At 40.0% G+C, this 15,715-nt stretch carries 34 protein-coding genes; 32 read left to right on the plus strand and 2 right to left on the minus strand.

The genetic code is table 11. The features are described from left to right. Position 1: 1 nt before the first annotated feature. From CEF19_RS11805 to CEF19_RS11850, 9 genes are all read left to right on the plus strand, one after another. Complete coding sequence (locus tag CEF19_RS11805) at positions 2-217, plus strand: hypothetical protein (RefSeq protein ID WP_100406231.1); 216 nt, start codon at positions 2-4, stop codon at positions 215-217. After that, positions 217-720: a host-nuclease inhibitor Gam family protein gene (locus tag CEF19_RS11810; RefSeq protein WP_100406232.1), complete on the plus strand. Its 504-nt coding sequence runs from the start codon at positions 217-219 to the stop codon at positions 718-720. Before CEF19_RS11805 ends, CEF19_RS11810 begins: the two co-directional genes overlap by 1 nt. Positions 721-881: 161 nt before the next feature. Beyond that, positions 882-1,493, plus strand: a complete 612-nt coding sequence (locus tag CEF19_RS11815; RefSeq protein ID WP_100406233.1) for an ERF family protein — start codon at positions 882-884, stop codon at positions 1,491-1,493. A gap of 41 nt (positions 1,494-1,534) precedes the next feature. Next, positions 1,535-1,714 (plus strand): hypothetical protein, encoded by a 180-nt coding sequence (locus CEF19_RS11820; protein ID WP_100406234.1) that lies wholly within the window; start codon positions 1,535-1,537, stop codon positions 1,712-1,714. An 826-nt stretch (positions 1,715-2,540) separates the two neighbouring features. Beyond that, positions 2,541-2,861, plus strand: coding sequence for a hypothetical protein (locus CEF19_RS11830; RefSeq protein ID WP_157800940.1), 321 nt, complete (start codon positions 2,541-2,543; stop codon positions 2,859-2,861). After that, positions 2,858-3,085, plus strand: coding sequence for a hypothetical protein (locus tag CEF19_RS11835; RefSeq protein ID WP_100406236.1), 228 nt, complete (start codon positions 2,858-2,860; stop codon positions 3,083-3,085). The genes CEF19_RS11830 and CEF19_RS11835 overlap by 4 nt, the downstream gene beginning before the upstream one ends. After that, entirely contained in the window at positions 3,082-3,906 is an 825-nt protein-coding gene (locus tag CEF19_RS11840; protein ID WP_100406237.1) for an FAD-dependent thymidylate synthase, read from the plus strand. Before CEF19_RS11835 ends, CEF19_RS11840 begins: the two co-directional genes overlap by 4 nt. A gap of 59 nt (positions 3,907-3,965) precedes the next feature. Next, entirely contained in the window at positions 3,966-4,190 is a 225-nt protein-coding gene (locus CEF19_RS11845; protein ID WP_100406238.1) for a hypothetical protein, read from the plus strand. A gap of 46 nt (positions 4,191-4,236) precedes the next feature. Beyond that, on the plus strand, positions 4,237-4,449 hold the full coding sequence (locus CEF19_RS11850; protein WP_100406239.1) for a hypothetical protein: 213 nt from the start codon (positions 4,237-4,239) through the stop codon (positions 4,447-4,449). A 133-nt stretch (positions 4,450-4,582) separates the two neighbouring features. Here the strand turns inward: CEF19_RS11850 and CEF19_RS11855 are convergent, their stop codons facing one another. Beyond that, complete coding sequence (locus CEF19_RS11855; RefSeq protein ID WP_100406240.1) at positions 4,583-4,816, minus strand: helix-turn-helix domain-containing protein; 234 nt, start codon at positions 4,814-4,816, stop codon at positions 4,583-4,585. A gap of 179 nt (positions 4,817-4,995) precedes the next feature. Here CEF19_RS11855 and CEF19_RS11860 point away from each other — a divergent pair, with 179 nt between their 5' ends. The 11 genes from CEF19_RS11860 (at position 4,996) to CEF19_RS23155 (ending at position 9,838) form a co-directional block, all read left to right on the plus strand. Beyond that, positions 4,996-5,250: a helix-turn-helix domain-containing protein gene (locus tag CEF19_RS11860; protein ID WP_100406241.1), complete on the plus strand. Its 255-nt coding sequence runs from the start codon at positions 4,996-4,998 to the stop codon at positions 5,248-5,250. A 20-nt stretch (positions 5,251-5,270) separates the two neighbouring features. Further along, positions 5,271-5,408, plus strand: coding sequence for a hypothetical protein (locus CEF19_RS23145; protein WP_157800941.1), 138 nt, complete (start codon positions 5,271-5,273; stop codon positions 5,406-5,408). Between the two features lie 4 nt (positions 5,409-5,412). Beyond that, positions 5,413-5,595, plus strand: a complete 183-nt coding sequence (locus CEF19_RS11865; RefSeq protein WP_100406242.1) for a hypothetical protein — start codon at positions 5,413-5,415, stop codon at positions 5,593-5,595. Further along, positions 5,596-6,336, plus strand: a complete 741-nt coding sequence (locus CEF19_RS11870) for an antA/AntB antirepressor family protein (RefSeq protein WP_100406243.1) — start codon at positions 5,596-5,598, stop codon at positions 6,334-6,336. It abuts the gene before it with no gap. A gap of 93 nt (positions 6,337-6,429) precedes the next feature. Continuing rightward, positions 6,430-7,284 carry a phage replisome organizer N-terminal domain-containing protein gene (locus CEF19_RS11875; RefSeq protein WP_157800942.1) on the plus strand — a complete coding sequence of 285 codons (855 nt, stop codon included), beginning with the start codon at positions 6,430-6,432 and terminating at the stop codon, positions 7,282-7,284. After that, positions 7,220-8,005 (plus strand): DnaA ATPase domain-containing protein, encoded by a 786-nt coding sequence (locus tag CEF19_RS11880; RefSeq protein WP_264755155.1) that lies wholly within the window; start codon positions 7,220-7,222, stop codon positions 8,003-8,005. The genes CEF19_RS11875 and CEF19_RS11880 overlap by 65 nt, the downstream gene beginning before the upstream one ends. A gap of 11 nt (positions 8,006-8,016) precedes the next feature. Beyond that, positions 8,017-8,193: a hypothetical protein gene (locus CEF19_RS23150; protein ID WP_157800943.1), complete on the plus strand. Its 177-nt coding sequence runs from the start codon at positions 8,017-8,019 to the stop codon at positions 8,191-8,193. Beyond that, entirely contained in the window at positions 8,183-8,437 is a 255-nt protein-coding gene (locus CEF19_RS11885; RefSeq protein ID WP_100406244.1) for a hypothetical protein, read from the plus strand. Before CEF19_RS23150 ends, CEF19_RS11885 begins: the two co-directional genes overlap by 11 nt. Continuing rightward, entirely contained in the window at positions 8,437-9,162 is a 726-nt protein-coding gene (locus CEF19_RS11890) for a hypothetical protein (RefSeq protein ID WP_100406245.1), read from the plus strand. Before CEF19_RS11885 ends, CEF19_RS11890 begins: the two co-directional genes overlap by 1 nt. 21 nt (positions 9,163-9,183) lie before the next feature. Continuing rightward, positions 9,184-9,684, plus strand: coding sequence for an HNH endonuclease (locus tag CEF19_RS11895; RefSeq protein ID WP_100406246.1), 501 nt, complete (start codon positions 9,184-9,186; stop codon positions 9,682-9,684). Then, the gene (locus CEF19_RS23155; RefSeq protein ID WP_157800944.1) at positions 9,662-9,838 is read left to right on the plus strand and encodes a hypothetical protein; all 177 of its coding nucleotides are present in this window, start codon (positions 9,662-9,664) and stop codon (positions 9,836-9,838) included. The genes CEF19_RS11895 and CEF19_RS23155 overlap by 23 nt, the downstream gene beginning before the upstream one ends. Before the next feature lie 121 nt (positions 9,839-9,959). Here CEF19_RS23155 and CEF19_RS11900 read toward each other — a convergent pair whose 3' ends face one another. After that, complete coding sequence (locus CEF19_RS11900) at positions 9,960-10,061, minus strand: YjcZ family sporulation protein (RefSeq protein WP_100406247.1); 102 nt, start codon at positions 10,059-10,061, stop codon at positions 9,960-9,962. A 281-nt stretch (positions 10,062-10,342) separates the two neighbouring features. On the opposite strand from CEF19_RS11900, the gene CEF19_RS11905 reads away from it, so the two are divergent. The 12 genes from CEF19_RS11905 (at position 10,343) to CEF19_RS11950 (ending at position 15,704) form a co-directional block, all read left to right on the plus strand. After that, the gene (locus tag CEF19_RS11905; protein ID WP_100406248.1) at positions 10,343-10,531 is read left to right on the plus strand and encodes a hypothetical protein; all 189 of its coding nucleotides are present in this window, start codon (positions 10,343-10,345) and stop codon (positions 10,529-10,531) included. Further along, complete coding sequence (gene ssb, locus CEF19_RS11910) at positions 10,532-10,975, plus strand: single-stranded DNA-binding protein (protein ID WP_100406249.1); 444 nt, start codon at positions 10,532-10,534, stop codon at positions 10,973-10,975. Positions 10,976-11,043: 68 nt separating this feature from the next. Further along, positions 11,044-11,277, plus strand: a complete 234-nt coding sequence (locus CEF19_RS11915) for a hypothetical protein (protein ID WP_100406250.1) — start codon at positions 11,044-11,046, stop codon at positions 11,275-11,277. 27 nt (positions 11,278-11,304) lie between these two features. Then, positions 11,305-11,439 (plus strand): hypothetical protein, encoded by a 135-nt coding sequence (locus CEF19_RS23970; RefSeq protein WP_264755133.1) that lies wholly within the window; start codon positions 11,305-11,307, stop codon positions 11,437-11,439. Then, positions 11,429-11,842, plus strand: a complete 414-nt coding sequence (locus tag CEF19_RS11920; protein WP_100408293.1) for a RusA family crossover junction endodeoxyribonuclease — start codon at positions 11,429-11,431, stop codon at positions 11,840-11,842. The genes CEF19_RS23970 and CEF19_RS11920 overlap by 11 nt, the downstream gene beginning before the upstream one ends. Before the next feature lie 4 nt (positions 11,843-11,846). Continuing rightward, a complete protein-coding gene (locus CEF19_RS11925; protein ID WP_227521974.1) occupies positions 11,847-12,194 on the plus strand; it encodes a hypothetical protein in 348 nt (115 codons plus the stop codon). A gap of 10 nt (positions 12,195-12,204) precedes the next feature. Next, positions 12,205-12,375 carry a hypothetical protein gene (locus CEF19_RS23160; RefSeq protein ID WP_157800945.1) on the plus strand — a complete coding sequence of 57 codons (171 nt, stop codon included), beginning with the start codon at positions 12,205-12,207 and terminating at the stop codon, positions 12,373-12,375. 2 nt (positions 12,376-12,377) lie between these two features. Next, the gene (locus tag CEF19_RS11930) at positions 12,378-12,782 is read left to right on the plus strand and encodes a hypothetical protein (RefSeq protein WP_100406251.1); all 405 of its coding nucleotides are present in this window, start codon (positions 12,378-12,380) and stop codon (positions 12,780-12,782) included. A gap of 288 nt (positions 12,783-13,070) precedes the next feature. After that, positions 13,071-13,547 (plus strand): hypothetical protein, encoded by a 477-nt coding sequence (locus CEF19_RS11935; RefSeq protein ID WP_157800946.1) that lies wholly within the window; start codon positions 13,071-13,073, stop codon positions 13,545-13,547. A 64-nt stretch (positions 13,548-13,611) separates the two neighbouring features. Continuing rightward, positions 13,612-13,983, plus strand: coding sequence for a hypothetical protein (locus tag CEF19_RS11940; protein WP_157800947.1), 372 nt, complete (start codon positions 13,612-13,614; stop codon positions 13,981-13,983). A 43-nt stretch (positions 13,984-14,026) separates the two neighbouring features. Continuing rightward, complete coding sequence (locus tag CEF19_RS11945) at positions 14,027-14,461, plus strand: terminase small subunit (RefSeq protein ID WP_100406254.1); 435 nt, start codon at positions 14,027-14,029, stop codon at positions 14,459-14,461. After that, positions 14,445-15,704 (plus strand): PBSX family phage terminase large subunit, encoded by a 1,260-nt coding sequence (locus tag CEF19_RS11950; RefSeq protein ID WP_100406255.1) that lies wholly within the window; start codon positions 14,445-14,447, stop codon positions 15,702-15,704. The genes CEF19_RS11945 and CEF19_RS11950 overlap by 17 nt, the downstream gene beginning before the upstream one ends. The last annotated feature ends 11 nt before the right edge of the window (positions 15,705-15,715 follow it).

Consider the following 15,715-nt stretch of genomic DNA (forward strand, 5'->3'; position numbering starts at 1 on the left):
CATGCCAACACAAAGCTACGACTCGTGGAAATTAGATTCACCTGTTCAGTTTAAAAAACGCTTATGCAAATGTGGTTATTGCAAAACAGCATTACACAAGGGGGATGAAGCCATCCCATACCGTGATAGCTTTTACTGTTCGGAGGAGTGTTATCAAGAAAAGTTAGTCGCAATGAATGAACCTAATTTTATTAAATTGACCGAGGAGGCTATCTAATGAACGCATTACAACGAATCGAATTAGAAGAATTACAAGGTATGGAGTTAACAGAGGAAACGAAGGAGCGCTTTAAGATTGTCGACTTAGACCAATTAAACTGGGCGTTTCGTAAAATTGCCGCTTTAAATGAACAAAAGCAAGAAAGAAAAGCTTTAGCTGATGCTGAGATTGACCGCATTATGACGTGGTTGCAAGAAGAAGAAAAACCTATCGATAATTCAATTTCGTTTTTTGAAGGATTAATCAAACTCTATCACATGCAGCAATTAGAAAAGGATCCTAAAGCTAAAACGCTCAAAACTCCATATGGCAAATCAAAAAGTACAACTAGTAAGCCTGCACCTGAACAATCAGATAAGGATAAGTTGTTGGCTTATGTGAAGGGCGCTGAATTAACTGAGTTTATCAAGGAAGAAGTAAAGTGGGGCGATTTGAAAAAAACGCTCAACATTGTTGAAATAGACGGTCAAAAAGTAATTGTCTCAGCAGATGGTCAATGAGTGGAAGGTGTAACGATTAAACCAGGTGGCACGACATACAAGGTGGAGGTCTGATATGAATAACGTCATCATCTTAGGCGACAAATGGTTTGTTCCTGACGAGGACTATTACAACGGCATGCGCCCTATATCAGAAGAGGAGAAAGTGAGGTTGATGGAAGATGATATTTTCTGAAACAAACACCGAGGTTGCGCCTGCCCTTGCGAAAGCCTGGGCCGCGTTAGAAAACCCTAAGCACAATGCTAGTGTAACAGTCAAAACAAAAAGCGGTAGTTCATACAAATTCGATTATACAGACTTAGGTGGCATTTTTGACGAAGCAAAGCGAGTGTTTAAAGAGAATGGTCTAACCATCATACAGAATGCCTACACAGTAGTTTTAGAAGGTAAAAAACTAGTATCAGTTGAGACAATGCTACTCCATTCGAGTGGTGAATATGTAAAAAGTTTACCTCTCCAATTTGATGCTAATGCCTCTATGCAAGATATGGGTGGTCAAATTACTTATATGAAGCGTTATAGCTTATCAGCAATGTTGGGTCTTGCAACAGAAAAAGACGATGATGCAAACGGAGCGAGCGGAAATGAGTATCAATTTAATAACCAAAAAGGTGTATCGAAAGCGGCTGTTCTAGCTAAATGGAAAACACTAGCAGGTAGCGAGGAAGGGTTTGACGATTTTTACAACAAGCAGAAGGAACAAGGGTACAACGAGAATCAAATGGATGCTTTTCTTACGAAAAAGCTTCAAGCAAAACAAAAAGGGGCATAGCTTTGGTCGGCTGCCCCCCCTAACCACAAAGGAGTGATTACATGTCCACCTTACCACAAAATTGTAAAGTTTTCGAGGGTGACTATTACACACCCCTCTCCAAATATGAGAAGTTGCAAGCCGAAGCAAAGCGCTACAAAGAAGCCTTAGAGGACATTATTGATGAGAATAGCCTTGCCTCTAAAGGTATCGCTAAACGAGCATTGGGGGTGGAGGTATGACGCACGATGAGCGTATAGGCTTTACCATCGGAGCGGTCACTTGTCTCCTGGTGCTTAGCTATTCGGTGTACTGGAATTTCGTTACGTTTTAGTGAGGGTTAGACTCATATTGCGACATAAACTTTAAAATGCGACAAAGTCGTTAACAAAATAAAGAAAAGCAGAAAAATCACTTTTCTGCTTTATCAAGAACCACCTGATAACCATAAATAAGAATGGCAAAAGTAATGTAGGTAAGGAGGAGGTACTTACGTTTAAAGTTTATCAATTTGTATACCTTTAATTTTTGGTAAATTGAACTCAACGGAAATGCAAGGAAACTATTCATTATAAGATTTCCTAACATATATAAACCGAATTTACCGTAAGTTAGGCGAAAAATCCATATGGTTCCCATAAAAAAAGGACCGAATATAAAACTTAAATCATTAAATATTTTTGTTTTTATTCCACCATTAACTCTCCACAATTTTAGGGGAATAGCTAAAAAACTTACAATCAACACAAGTGAGGATGCAAATATCGCGGGTGCTGAATATCTTATAAAAGTTTTTTTAGGAAGAAAGAGAACTGACGCCCAAGATATAACAATCTGACCTATTCTAATAAACGTAGGAGACATTTCATTTGTTCCTTTCCATTTTTTTGTATTATGTGGACATCTCTTTATAATTATTCGCTTAATCATTTTAAAATTTTAACCTAAATGTCAATGCATAGCATAGTTCGAGAATACACAGCAAGAGGGACTCCCCTCTTGCCTGAGGAGGTACGCATGAGCTATGAAGTCCTCTCGAAAATACTACATTCCTTAGGAGGGAAGCCAGTGGATTTGAACAAACAGAAACACCTGGAACATCCGTTTTATAAAAAGGTTAAAGCTATTACCGATAATATCGCCATTGAACAAATTGTAAAAGGCTCTGAAAAATACAAGGAGCCTTTCAATCCTTCCAGTTGGAGTAATGAGGAGTTAGCTATCCATATCCTACAGGAGTTACGTGACGGACAAGTCTATGCGGTTGGGTTACTAGATAGGATGAAAGAACAAGAATTGGAGATTCAGAACTTGCGTAAGGAGAACGAGCGGCTACGCATAAGCGAGAACTACTTACAGCTGAGGTTGAAGAAGGAGGGGATGGCATGAGTCAGGAACAGATGCATGACAGGGTAATATTAGAACAAATTGAGGAATCTTGGGAAGAAGTTAAAGATACACCTGAGATTGAAATGTCACCCAAAGCTATAGATTGGCTCATCGAAAGAGCTAAGAAAGCCGAAAGGTACGAAGAAGTGTTACGTCAAATCGCTACACCCGGCACTGGTAGAGGGTACTGGGAAGCTAAACAAGCATTGGAGGGCAAGGAATGAGCATAACTATAATTGGAGATTCAGAGGTTAGAGAATACCAGGGTGACACGTTCCTTATCCGCATGACTCGCTACAGTGACCCCGAGCGAAAGAATGCTGCTAGAAATGCCGCTCGCTACTTAGGGAAGTCAGACTTAGATAATGTGCGTAGACCTCTTTCTATTATCAAACAAGGGCATGTGCCTGAAGTATTTCGTGGGGAGTTTGTCGAGTTTGAATTTGAGGACGTCTCAAAAGAAGTGTACGACCATATTATTACCTATACTACGAGAAATATGCGTGTAGCAGGTGGAAATCGAGCATTAACGAGTGATGATTACACGCTGCCAAGTGATAAGGTGAAAGACATTAATAGAATAGACTCAGCTGTACTAGTAAGCATGACGCAATATAATGCTTTGTTAGAACGTGGAGAAACGCCACAAGTTGCTCGTTCAGCCATGCCAATTGCGGCTAAACTTAATACCTTTGTCTATCAATTCAACTTCCTAACCCTCATGCAAGCCGTATTCAAACAGCGCATATGGGAAAAGGGAGCGCAAGGGAACACAGTAAAGGTCATTCAAGGCATGTTCGAGCTAGTTCATAGCGTTGACCCTGAGTTATGGGATACCGCATATGAATGGTTCGGAACCCCAGCTACAGAGTGGGTTGAGGTTAGAAAGAAATTGAAGAAAAAAGATATTACTGTAGGTGAGTTTTTCGGAATGTTGGAGCATGAGAGGTTTCTAGGGCAGGCAAATGAAGCTTCTGTTTTCAGTCAAGATTTAGAAGAATTTTTGAAGTTTAAATTTGGTCAGCAAAAGTCCATGTGGGATTAGGCTATTAAAGCGAAGGTGTCGGTATAGAGTGAAACTATGCAACAAAAGGAGAGAGTAAAATGGAGACATTTAAAGATTATATTGAACAACAAGTTAAACATGGTTACTTAGATAAGACTGATTTAGAACCTTTAAAATGTCAGCATTGCGATAGTAAAAACCTTGAAGATACAGGCTTTATAGTTGAAGAATTAGGAACGCATGTAACAACAGAATATAAAAAGGTTTGTAAAGACTGCAACAAAGAGGTTGGTTATTGGGCTTACGGCAATTGGCAAATTTGATGAACTGTTCGATCATACAGGCACGCAATAAAAAGGAGTGTGAAGAATGTACAAAAGTTACAGTGATACAAACGATTTATATGTAGTTGCTAACGTGGATGAAAACAATAATGTTATTAGCTTTCCGATGGGTGGAGGTAGTAGCACTAAGCCATCTATCAAAGCACACACAAACTTTATAAGCGCAAAAAGGTCAAGTAAGTTCTTTCGTAACTCAAAAGTGGTTAAAGTAACGAGCTTTGAGGTCATTGATGAATAGTAAAAGTATAGGAGACTCCCCTCTCCTTTCTTTTTTACCTAAAATGAGAACATACATTTGGTAATACATACCAAAAAGGAGGCAACCCTATTGAGTAGAGCACCCCCAGACACTATGCAGTTGGACGATGAGATTAATCATTCGTTTCCTCTTGCAAAACTAGTAATTCGTGAAGCTCACAGTTTAACACCTGGCACAAAGTAATAAGTGTTTCGTAATGAACTTGGTTGTTTTCATTTCTAACAAATTTATCTAATGTACGACGACTCATCGTGTGACCTTGTTCTTGTATCATACGGTGTAATTGTGAAATGCTGTTGACTCCCTTCTCTGCCATTATTATTTTTAAACGATTTTTCATAATCATGATATTTCCCTCCGACTACTTTTTAAATTTAACATCATTATATAAAATATTATAACTATAATACAGAGTTTTATAACTATTGTAGTCAAAATAAGCCGAAAGACCTATAAATGTTCGGTTGTCTATTTACTACAATTGTAGTAAAATTATATATGAAGGTAGGAAAGTGAGGTGACAGCATGAAAATCAGACATAACCTTCGAGTGCTCATGGCAAAGAGACGAGTCAAGTCAATTAAACAGCTTAGTGAAGATACTGGCATTGACTATGCGGTGTTAATCCAATTCAACAATTACAGGCAGAGAAAGATTGACCCTGTAGTTGTAACCAAACTCTGTGAGTATTTCGGATGCACTCTTAAAGATTTCCTTTATATCTATGAAGGGAACGATGGCACAGACGATGGTTTTCCTAGAGAAAAGCATTGCTCGTAAAAGGTAAGGAGGGAGGGACAGTGGACAAGCAGTCGGAAACTCAGCAACTTGATGCCGCTCTTGCGAAGTTTCTAAGAGACTATGAAAAGCAGAGCGGAACAGTTGTTGCATCATTTAGCAACTGGGAGAAAGGTCAGATTCATATACAAGTGAGGTGAGAGGATGGACAAAACAAAGTTAAATCAAAATGACCCTCATCATCAATTACTAATAGCAACATTAGCGGCTTTCGTTGATGATTTTGGTTATACGACTAGAGAATTATTTCAGTTAGTGGACCATAGCAAAAATCAGTTATGGCCAGCGCTTAGAGAAATAGAATTAGAGAAAAAGGAGAGTGAGTGAATGAATCACTTAATCACAACTAATCACAATGATGATGGTGAAATTATTGTAAGCGGTCGTGAGTTACATGAGTTTTTAGAAGTCTCTACTGAATATCGTAAGTGGTTTGGAAGAATGACAGAATACGGATTTGAAGAAAATATAGACTTCGTAAGGGTGACCCAAAAAAGTCCGACCCTTGGAGGACTGCAAAATATTGTTGATCATCACTTGAAATTAGATATGGCGAAAGAAATTGCTATGCTTCAACGTACTGACAAAGGTAAAGAAGCTAGACAATATTTCTTGAAACTTGAAAAGATGTGGAACAGTCCAGAAATGGTCATGAAACGAGCGCTTCAATATGCGGATAGGAAAGTAATGGATTTGAAGGTGAGAATCGAGCAAGACAGTCCTTACACAAACTTTGGAAAAGCTGTTTCAAATAGCGAAGCTGCCATAAGCATCGGTGAGTTCTGCAAGGTTGTTCATAAGGAGAATGGAGTAAAAATAGGCAGAAACAAAATGTTTGATTGGTTACGAGGAGAAGGTTACTTGATTTTGTCAGGTAGAGAGAAGAATAACCCAAAGCAGAAGTACATTGAGCAAGGTTGGTTTATATCTGTTCCTACTATCGTTAAGCGTACTGAGGGTGATGTTCAGTCGTCTACTACCCTTATCACTGGTAAAGGGCAAGTTAAGCTGTTGGAGCTATTACAAAAAGAAAAGACCCCTGCGTCAACAGAGGTCTCAAAAAAATAACCGATTCAAATCATTCCTGTACTCATTATATACCATTATGGTGCATTTGAGTACAGGAAATTACAGAAATTTTCAACAAACGAGGTGTAAAGCATGGCGGACGTAAAGTGGATTAAGCTCTCTACTCATATGTTTGACGATGAAAAGATACGCTTAATTGAACAAATGCCCGAAGCTGACACCATTTTAATCATATGGGTGAAGCTTTTAGCACAAGCAGGAAAGACAAACGCTTCTGGATATATTTACCTTAGTGAGACAATTCCTTACACAGAGGAAATGCTTTCTACCATATTTAACCGTTCTTTACCTGTGGTAAGACTGGCAATTTCTACCTTTCACCAATTCGGAATGATAGAGGTTTCGGAGGAAAAATACATTTCTATTGTTAACTGGGACAAGCACCAAAGTATTACTGGGCTTGATAAAATCCGTGAACAGACAAGAGAAAGAGTCGCTAAGCATCGTGAGAAAAAGAAGGAACTAGGGAGTAACGTTACAGGAAACGGTGACGTAACCGACATAGAACTAGAACTATATAAAGAAGAACTAGAAATAGATAAAGAAAAAGATATACCCTTTATCGAAATTGTAAATTATTTGAATCAACAAGCTCACAAGAATTATAAATACTCAACCAGAAAGACGAAAGACCTTATCAAAGCACGGTGGAATGATGGTTTTACTCTAAATGACTTTAAGAAGGTAATCGATGTTAAGTGCAAAGAATGGCTGAATAACAACGATATGAATAACTACCTTCGTCCAGAAACATTATTCGGTACCAAGTTTGAAGGCTACCTTAACCAGAAGGAGGTTGCACATGCAGACAATGGCGGAAGTGCTACAGAAGCTCCAAGAAAAAGCCTCTCAGATATCGCAAATGAAAGAAGCAGAAGAACAGTCCTCCAATCAAGAGAAGTCGATGAATCAGAATTGCCGCTGTGATGGTAAAGGATTCTACTTCAAAAAGGAACGTGCGCTTAAAGAAGATGAGGATAAGACACCGATGAACTGGCCAACTGGTGAACCGATGATGATTGAAATATCAGTCGAGTGCGAATGCACCATCAAGAAAAAAGCTAAACGACTTATGAGTATCAGTGAAATAACAGATGAGTTTAAGAAAAAGAGTTTCGCTAGTTTTCTTACAGAGGGTAAGGAACCGATTGTAGCTGAAATGAAAGAAATAGCAACGAAGTATTATGTGGATTACCCAAACATTAAGAAAGAACGTAGAAATAGCATTTCGTTCTTGGGACAACCAGGTGCAGGAAAGACACACTTACTATCAGCACTCGCTAACAACCTTATTACGAAGCGTTTACAAAGAGTACTATATTTCCCCTTCATCGAGGGATTCAACGACCTACGAGACGATTTCAACGCTTTAAACAGAAAACTAGAAGAGATGCAACGAGTTGACGTACTGTTTATTGACGATTTATTCAAAGGTAAGTGTAGCGATTGGGAAGTAAAGCAAGTGATGGGAGTTGTTAATTACCGTTATCTAAACAACAAACCTCTCATGATTTCATCGGAACATGACATCGATAAGCTTTGTGATATAGACGAAGCGTTAGGAACGAGAATTTATGAAATGTCGAAGGATTATACGGTGATGATTAAAGGCGATAGATGGAAACTGAATCATAGATTGATTGATTAGGAGGTTTTCGAATGAGATGTCAAAACGAAGGAGTGGACAAGCCCTATACCTGGGCTGCCCACTTCACTCCAAACTTGTGTGAATGCGCTAATTGTGAGCGTGGACGAGCGGAACGAAAAGCCAAGATGGAAGCGAAGTTAGCGGAGTGGAAGGAGAATATCGAACGGAGAAAGCAACATGGCGCGTAAAAGACGAGGCGATTGTGAAACAGACTTCGACTACATCGCATTGGGTGACGGAACATTTGAGCATGGATGGAAACAGTGGCAAAGAGAAGAAATTGCGGAGCTACTGAATTTAGGGCACAACGTATGGGACATTGGGAAACGTTACGACCGTGACCCTGACGAAGTAACCGTGTTAGCTCTCGACTTAGCACGTAGTGGAAAAGTGAAAAGAGCATATGAAGCATTTACAAGGGCGGTGTCATAATGGGAGATTACGCAAATCGAGCAAGGTACGACAATCCAGGTAAAACCACAGCAGTGAATTTCGGAAGAAAGCATATCGAGTTTGACCGCTCTGTCACAACACATAGATTAACAGCTGAGGAAATGGAGCTACTTACAACCGGGGAAAAGACATACGAAGAATTGGTAGCTGGCAAAGAGCCTATCAAAATGGAGATAGATGACTCAGAACTAACTTTAGAGACCTTAGTTGCTCTCAGGCACCAAGGATTAACAGATACAAAGATTCGGAGAAAGTACGGACTGGAAGAAAAGGAACTAAACGAAAAGCTTAAGTTGTGGCATATGCACGGTATCACGAAGCTGCACAACAAGAAAAAGCGAGAGGATGATGTTGAGATGGAGAAAAAGCCAGTAGGACGACCTAAATATAACGAGGTGGTAGCAGAACGTGACCGTTTCGAGAAGTTGTACAAGGATGAGAAGGCAAAGGCGCACAATGTCCAAGAGTACATGGAGCAGATTCGGGAGTTAGAGAAAGAGCTCAAAAAAATTAAAGGTGTTGCTGCTGTCTCTGTTCACAAAATTGAGCAGGTAAAGGAAGAGAACCAACGCCTACTAGCCGAGGTCAAACGATTGCAACTAGCTCAGCAAGAAATGCCGTTTACAGAAGACATCCAAGCTATTAAAGCAGAGCGTGAGTTGTTTAGAAACGAGTGGTTAAAGACTCAGAAGAAAGCTCTATAAATTCACTAAGGCGGTGATTCGATGTTCAGTGAAGTGAGAGCAGTACCCAAGATACGTTCAAAACGACCGAATCGAAAAAAGCCTAAGCTTGAGACGTACCGAGGTAGAGCCATACCCAAGCCAAAGGACAGAAGCCGTATCGACAAAAAGAACTATGACAAGGCGATGGAGTTGTATAAGCATCAATGCGCAGACTGCGGCAGTCCTCATGTAGAAATGCATCATATCGTGTTTCGTTCACAGTCGGGCAGGAAGGGTTATCGCAACCTGGTGCCGCTTTGTAAATTACATCATGATTTCTGCCATGAAAAGTTCCCAACTAAAGAGCTAAGAGAAGCTTACTCGGGTTGGTACGCTGAGATGTGGAGAGAGAAACATGAATTGAAGTATGGTCCATTCTTTGCTGCAGATAAATTTGACCTCTATAAAGCGAATCTCATATCAAACACCACAGACGAAGCCTTTGAGCGTTTTATGGAAGTGGAAGAGGTGAATGCGTGTGGCAAGGTGGGTAACGACTAAACAATTTGTTACAGCAGACCAGGACAGGCTTACAAGAATTATCGTGTATCCAGAAGGTGAAAACAAACAGCACATCAAGGGCGAGAGTCGAGGGTATCACCAAGAACGCATGCTGCTGATACCAAGGGAGCAGGGGTACGAGGTGAAGGAGTAGAGGAAAACTGCGAAGGAGATGACATGGCAATGTATTAACATAGGAGAAATGATAAAAAAAGCACCCGAAGGTGCTCTATGGAGTTGCTAAATGAGGAGCAAGCGAGCTGGAGGCTTTCTCATTAGTACATTCCGCCTACAAATGCTGCTCCAACAATAATTAATAAAATGAATAGAACAACAATTAACGCAAAATTGTTATCTTTTTTGCCATAATCATGCATGAAGTTCACCTCCAATATTAAGGATTAATACACTATATGTTTTAGATAGACAGTAGGTGTGGACGAACTTAATGAGAGAAATGTACATTTTTTGTATTTACAGAATTTCAATAAGAGCTACCTTCAATCGTCAGATCATAATGAACAGTTCGAGAAGAAAAAGACACACTTATCCCCACTATCCACAATTTAATCAACAGGGTAGATTTATCCCAATATTACATTACTAGAAAAAGAGAGCATTCACAATAGAGAACGGATGCTCTCATAGGAGGAAGCGGATGGGCTTAACAATACAAGATGGCATTGGATATGCAGATGTCTACAAAGGAAATAGCATCGTAGCAAGGATATGGGACAACGGCAATGGAGGGCACTTTGTAAAGGTGCTTACAGATGGCTTTGATATGAGTGTAAATAGTACGCAAGAGGCGCTCAAGGAAATTTCAAAAAGGTTGGGGGAAAAATAGATGTTAAATCGCGTAGTGCTCGTTGGGAGATTAACGAAAGACCCAGAATTACGTTATACGCCAAATGGTGTGGCAGTTGGGAATTTCACACTGGCAGTAAATAGAATACGAAAGCAAGAGAACGGACCTGATGCAGATTTTATCAACTGCGTAGTGTGGCAGAAGCCAGCAGAGAATGTAGCAAACTATCTAAAAAAAGGTAGCTTAGCAGGAATAGACGGTCGGATTCAAACAAGGAGCTATGACAACAACGAGGGTAAGCGTGTATTCATTACTGAGGTGGTCGCAGAGACCGTTCAGTTCCTAGAGCCTAAGAATAGTGGCAACCAACAGCAAAGTGGCTCACAAGGGCAACAAAAGCAGAATCAGAGCGGTTTTAATAGCGACCCCTTTGCAAATGATGGTCAGCCGATAGATATCAATGATGATGACCTTCCGTTTTGATGAGTATGAGAGAGGAAAGGAAAACTGTTTAATAGAGTAAAACTACAACATAAAGAAGGTGTGTAAGAATGGACGAATTATTAGATGAGCAAGTATGCCCGTATTGTGAACACGTTGTAGAAGACCACCAATCAAATTGGGAAGACGAAGAGGAAGAAATAACTTGTGACCGTTGTGATAAAGAATACACAGTAAAAGCAGTTTATCAATTCAAGGGATTTCAAATAGAAAAACAATGTGAACAATGTGGAGAATGGACAGATGACGGTATGGCACTTTGCGATTGCGAAGACAAAGATTAATGAACATTACGAGAACGAGGTGAACTTATGAATCGCTCTTTCATGATATTCGTCATCGTATCCAGAACGCGTTGGAGTGAAGATGCACTAGACGATAAAACTCATGCAGAAATTGAACAGTTATACGAGGAGGTTATGACTCGTGGCCAAGATAGCAAGTAATATTAGATTCACTATAGATGGCGAACCAGTGGCTCAAGGAAGACCGCGTTTCGGCAAAGGGAAAGTTTATGACCCTGAGAAATCAAGAAACTTCAAGCAATATGTGAAGCTTGTAGCTAGTCAGCATAAGCCTGAGAAGCCCATAGAAGGACAAATACAACTCATGGTTGAAATATACCGCTCCATTCCTAAAAGCATGCCTAAGTACAAACGTGAGCTAATCAAAGACATGAAAGTAAGACCTGTCACCAAGCCAGACGTAGATAACTACATCAAGGCAATCAAGGATGCGTTAAACGGTGTGATATGGCGCGATGATAGCCAAGTGGTGACATTGGTCGTTAGTAAGTGGTACAGCGAGAATCCAAGGGTGGAAGTGAATGTCATTGAGTTGGAGGGGTGAGTAAATGACTCAACCGAAAAGAACCATCGAACTTACTCAAATAACAGGCGAAATGTACGAGATAACAAAGCGTATGAATAAAGCCAGCAAAGAGATATTCCGACTCGCTGAGAATAAAGCCAATACAGAATTAGAATATAGACGTGAGTTAGGTAAGACCATTATCAGATTAAGGAGTGAGGGTGTGCAAGCTACTCTCATTCCAGATATGGCAAGAGGTGAGGTAGCGGAATTGAAGCATGCGAGGGATATGGCACTTGAGTTGCACCGAAGCGGACTAGCCTCTTTAGATGTGATTCAGTCTCAAGGGAATATCCTTCAAAGCATATCGAAGTACCAATCTGATATTTAGGAGTGATGTTGTGGATTATCTCATGTTCTGTAACTACTGCTGCAAGCCTAGTAAAATACCAACGTATATTGTGAGAGAATATTTTTCAATGGCAAGTCATGCGTTTTGCCAACATTGCGATGAACCTAACGAGATACCACAACAAGTGCAGTATGAAGCGATGAAGTTAAAGGGGGAGTAAGAATGAACACGGTGAAAATTATCTTTCGCAACTACAACGATATGATTAAAGAAATCGATATCCTTGAAACTCAAATCAAAATGACAATGAAAGAACGTGAGAATTGGTGGTTTGGCGGAAAGTTATTTCACCAGGTTCCATTAGATAACGCCGCCAGACGATGCGACTTACTTAGCGAGAGAATAAAACAGATGCACGAGGCTTTAGATGAGTTAAGACGAGGCAAACAAGAAATAGAAAGTAAGTTAAAGCGGTTGGGCGGATTAGAATACAAAATCGCTTATAAACGTTATGTGGAAGGCAAGACTCACCAAACAATAGCGACTGAATTAGGATATTCTCCTGAGCACATTAGACGAGTGAGTTCTCAGTCAAAACGCGCTACAAGAATGTTACAGACTCATTGATATATAAGTGTTATTATGGTAGTAGTAACAAAACTATCGCGAACAAACCTTAGTTTAACTTGTTTTTAATCTGATAATAACGCCTGTCACTTGAACGAGAGTTCCTAAGTGTGATGGGCGTTATTCTTTTTACGGAGAAGAAGCCAGACTAGTTAAAGCCTGACTCATAAAGGGATAAAGGCAAACCTCCTTTTGATAGACTGTCTCAAGGTCTATCGATTTTCCTGTTCCGCCGATACTTATGATAACACAAAACATTCTGATAATTGTTAAGAGGCTGTAAAATAAATGTTAATATTAAAGGATTTTCCACTTTTCTTGTCGAATGTACGGGGAGAAGGGGGAATTTATATGGATAAATATTTATTCGGAAAATTATTAGGTGAAACTTATCGAATTCAGAAAAGGCTAAACGATTGTCCGCCCGGAGTTGGTGATGATGTTATTTATGGCTTAGTTAACGGCATTGAAACGGTTGTAGATAGTCAAATTTCGGGATTGTCTAAAGTTGAAAATTGGGAAGTCGATGTAGTGGAAGGTGTGTTGAATGAAATTTTTATAGACCCGGACAAAACAGAAGCATTCTCGGGTTACTATGACATCGAGCCGGAGTTAGGCAAAAGAGGTGTCAGTAGAGGTAAAGCAATTGTTATTCTTACTTTACTGAAGGCGCAAGGTAGGTTTACTAATTTGATTGTAAAGATGGATAGTCCAAAATCTCCTGTAGAATGTAAGAGGTTTGAATTGTCAAATTGGGATAAATAATACATTAAACAAGGCTAATCCTAAGGGGTTGGTCTTTTTTAGTGTATTAAGAAAGGGTGATGACATGCAAGAGGTGATTCTTAGCCAAGAAGAATTAGAGGAACGACTAGCCTATTGGCAAGAAAAGCTAAGACTGCGTGATTGGATTATCACAATAAGAATAGTGAGAGAAAAGGAAATGGATCCAAATAGAGCTGCCGAAATCAGTTGGACGCTATCTAAGAAGATGGCATCCGTTCGAATATTGGACCCTATCGACTACCCTGATGGTCTTATGGCTATGCAAGACATGGAGAATAGTCTTGTCCATGAATTACTGCACCTGCACTTTGCGCCTATACATGAGGATGCACATGATAGAGAACATTACGAAGTATTTGAGGAACAGGCAATAGAGAGCATAACGCACGGACTGATAGCGGTAGCAAGAAAATAAACCTTTTGGACATACCGAATAGTTAGGGGATGAGGTGGATGTAATGAAACTCACAGAGAAACAGAAGCGGTTTGCTGATTATTACATCGAGACAGGTAACGGAGCAGAAGCTGCTAGGAGAGCAGGTTACAGTGGGAAGAACCATGACAACATAGCTACTGAAAACTTGCGAAAACTTGCGATTAGGTCATATATAGATGAGCGACTTGAGAAATTACAAGGTGAAAGAGTGGCAGACCAACAAGAGATAATGGAGTTTTTGACCTCTGTAATGCGCGGTGATATTGATGAGCCTGTTCCTATTTTAGATGGGGATGGTACACAGAGGGTAGTAAACCTTAAGCCGAGTGTCCAAACTAGACGGAGTGCTGCTGTTGACTTAGGCAAACGTTACGCCATGTGGACAGATAAACAGCAAATTGAAGGTAGTGTAGGTGTCACCATCATAGATGACATAGGTGATGAGGATGAAAGTTAAACTGTCCGAGAAAATCACTCCACATTTTCAATCATTTTGGAAGGTGTCAAATTCACATAGATATTTAAGGCATGTGTTAAAAGGCGGACGTGGTTCTGCTAAATCTACACACATTGCCATGAAGCTAATTATGGATATGATGAAGTATCCAGTAACTGGACTTTGTATCCGTAAAGTAGGAAACACGCTTCAAGAATCTGTGTATGAGCAATTGAAAGAGGCGATTGAGATTTTAGGAGTGTCGGAGTATTGGCACCCTAACCAAAGTCCTCTAAGGCTCACGTACTTACCGAGAGGGAATAAGATTATCTTTCGCGGTGCAGATGACCCGACAAAGATTAAGTCCATAAAGATGAGTAAGTTTCCTGTGGCTTTCATGTGGATAGAAGAATTAGCCGAATTTAAAACAGAAGAAGATGTATCGACTATCGAAAACTCTGTGCTACGTGCAGAATTGCCCGAGGGTCTTTTTTATGCCTTTTATTACTCATACAATCCACCGAAAAGAAAGCAGTCATGGGTGAACAAGAAGTATGAAACGCAATTTATTTCAAACAACACATACATTCATCATTCCACTTACTTGGATAATCCGCATATATCTAAAGCGTTTATTCAAGAAGCTGAGGAAGTTAAAGAAAAGCGTCCAGAAAAATACAAGTGGGAATATCTTGGTGAGGCAATCGGCTCTGGTGTTGTTCCTTTCGACAACTTAACTTTCCGAACCATAACGGATGAAGAATACAGTACATTCGATAACATCAGGCAAGGTGAGGATTTCGGTTATGCTGTTGACCCTTATACTTTCGTCCGTTGGCATTACGACAAGACACGAAAAAAAATATACGCAATGGATGAGTATTATGGTGTGAAAATCAGCAACAAAGAATCGGTCGAATGGGTTAAGAAAAAAGGCTATGGCGATAAAATGACCATAGCTGATAGCGCTGAGCCTAAGTCTATAGCTGAACAGAAGACGTATGGAATGCGTGTAAAAGGCGCTAAAAAGGGTCCTGACTCTGTCGAGTATGGTGAACGTTGGCTAGATGATTTAGAGGAAATAGTTATTGATGCGAAACGCACACCAAACATAGCGAGGGAATTCGAGTCCATTGACTATGAGACGGACAAGGACGGAAACCCAAGGGCAAAGCTAGAGGATAAGGATAATCACACGATTGATGCGACTCGCTATGCTTTCGAGGACGATATGAAGAAATCAAACATTGAAATATTACGCTAAGGAGGTGCCGC

It is taken from the genome of Bacillus solitudinis, from assembly GCF_002797395.1.
Classification (GTDB): Bacteria; Bacillota; Bacilli; order Bacillales; family Bacillaceae_D; genus Halalkalibacter_A; species Halalkalibacter_A solitudinis.

Coding starts and splice junctions, on each gene's coding strand:
- CEF19_RS11925 (WP_227521974.1), top strand. CDS start 11,847: ATGACTCAACCGAAAAGAACCATCGAACTTACTCAAATAACAGGCGAA.
- CEF19_RS11850 (WP_100406239.1), top strand. CDS start 4,237: ATGTACAAAAGTTACAGTGATACAAACGATTTATATGTAGTTGCTAAC.
- CEF19_RS11860 (WP_100406241.1), top strand. CDS start 4,996: ATGAAAATCAGACATAACCTTCGAGTGCTCATGGCAAAGAGACGAGTC.
- CEF19_RS11870 (WP_100406243.1), top strand. CDS start 5,596: ATGAATCACTTAATCACAACTAATCACAATGATGATGGTGAAATTATT.
- CEF19_RS11895 (WP_100406246.1), top strand. CDS start 9,184: ATGTTCAGTGAAGTGAGAGCAGTACCCAAGATACGTTCAAAACGACCG.
- CEF19_RS11930 (WP_100406251.1), top strand. CDS start 12,378: ATGAACACGGTGAAAATTATCTTTCGCAACTACAACGATATGATTAAA.
- CEF19_RS11840 (WP_100406237.1), top strand. CDS start 3,082: ATGAGCATAACTATAATTGGAGATTCAGAGGTTAGAGAATACCAGGGT.
- CEF19_RS23970 (WP_264755133.1), top strand. CDS start 11,305: ATGAATCGCTCTTTCATGATATTCGTCATCGTATCCAGAACGCGTTGG.
- CEF19_RS11855 (WP_100406240.1), bottom strand. CDS start 4,816: ATGATTATGAAAAATCGTTTAAAAATAATAATGGCAGAGAAGGGAGTC.
- CEF19_RS11945 (WP_100406254.1), top strand. CDS start 14,027: ATGAAACTCACAGAGAAACAGAAGCGGTTTGCTGATTATTACATCGAG.
- CEF19_RS11865 (WP_100406242.1), top strand. CDS start 5,413: ATGGACAAAACAAAGTTAAATCAAAATGACCCTCATCATCAATTACTA.
- CEF19_RS23150 (WP_157800943.1), top strand. CDS start 8,017: ATGAGATGTCAAAACGAAGGAGTGGACAAGCCCTATACCTGGGCTGCC.
- CEF19_RS11915 (WP_100406250.1), top strand. CDS start 11,044: ATGGACGAATTATTAGATGAGCAAGTATGCCCGTATTGTGAACACGTT.
- CEF19_RS11875 (WP_157800942.1), top strand. CDS start 6,430: ATGGCGGACGTAAAGTGGATTAAGCTCTCTACTCATATGTTTGACGAT.
- CEF19_RS11940 (WP_157800947.1), top strand. CDS start 13,612: ATGCAAGAGGTGATTCTTAGCCAAGAAGAATTAGAGGAACGACTAGCC.
- CEF19_RS11900 (WP_100406247.1), bottom strand. CDS start 10,061: ATGCATGATTATGGCAAAAAAGATAACAATTTTGCGTTAATTGTTGTT.
- CEF19_RS11820 (WP_100406234.1), top strand. CDS start 1,535: ATGTCCACCTTACCACAAAATTGTAAAGTTTTCGAGGGTGACTATTAC.
- CEF19_RS11905 (WP_100406248.1), top strand. CDS start 10,343: ATGGGCTTAACAATACAAGATGGCATTGGATATGCAGATGTCTACAAA.
- ssb (WP_100406249.1), top strand. CDS start 10,532: ATGTTAAATCGCGTAGTGCTCGTTGGGAGATTAACGAAAGACCCAGAA.
- CEF19_RS11810 (WP_100406232.1), top strand. CDS start 217: ATGAACGCATTACAACGAATCGAATTAGAAGAATTACAAGGTATGGAG.
- CEF19_RS11950 (WP_100406255.1), top strand. CDS start 14,445: ATGAGGATGAAAGTTAAACTGTCCGAGAAAATCACTCCACATTTTCAA.
- CEF19_RS11835 (WP_100406236.1), top strand. CDS start 2,858: ATGAGTCAGGAACAGATGCATGACAGGGTAATATTAGAACAAATTGAG.
- CEF19_RS11805 (WP_100406231.1), top strand. CDS start 2: ATGCCAACACAAAGCTACGACTCGTGGAAATTAGATTCACCTGTTCAG.
- CEF19_RS11880 (WP_264755155.1), top strand. CDS start 7,220: ATGAAAGAAGCAGAAGAACAGTCCTCCAATCAAGAGAAGTCGATGAAT.
- CEF19_RS11935 (WP_157800946.1), top strand. CDS start 13,071: ATGTTAATATTAAAGGATTTTCCACTTTTCTTGTCGAATGTACGGGGA.
- CEF19_RS11815 (WP_100406233.1), top strand. CDS start 882: ATGATATTTTCTGAAACAAACACCGAGGTTGCGCCTGCCCTTGCGAAA.
- CEF19_RS11885 (WP_100406244.1), top strand. CDS start 8,183: ATGGCGCGTAAAAGACGAGGCGATTGTGAAACAGACTTCGACTACATC.
- CEF19_RS11890 (WP_100406245.1), top strand. CDS start 8,437: ATGGGAGATTACGCAAATCGAGCAAGGTACGACAATCCAGGTAAAACC.
- CEF19_RS11845 (WP_100406238.1), top strand. CDS start 3,966: ATGGAGACATTTAAAGATTATATTGAACAACAAGTTAAACATGGTTAC.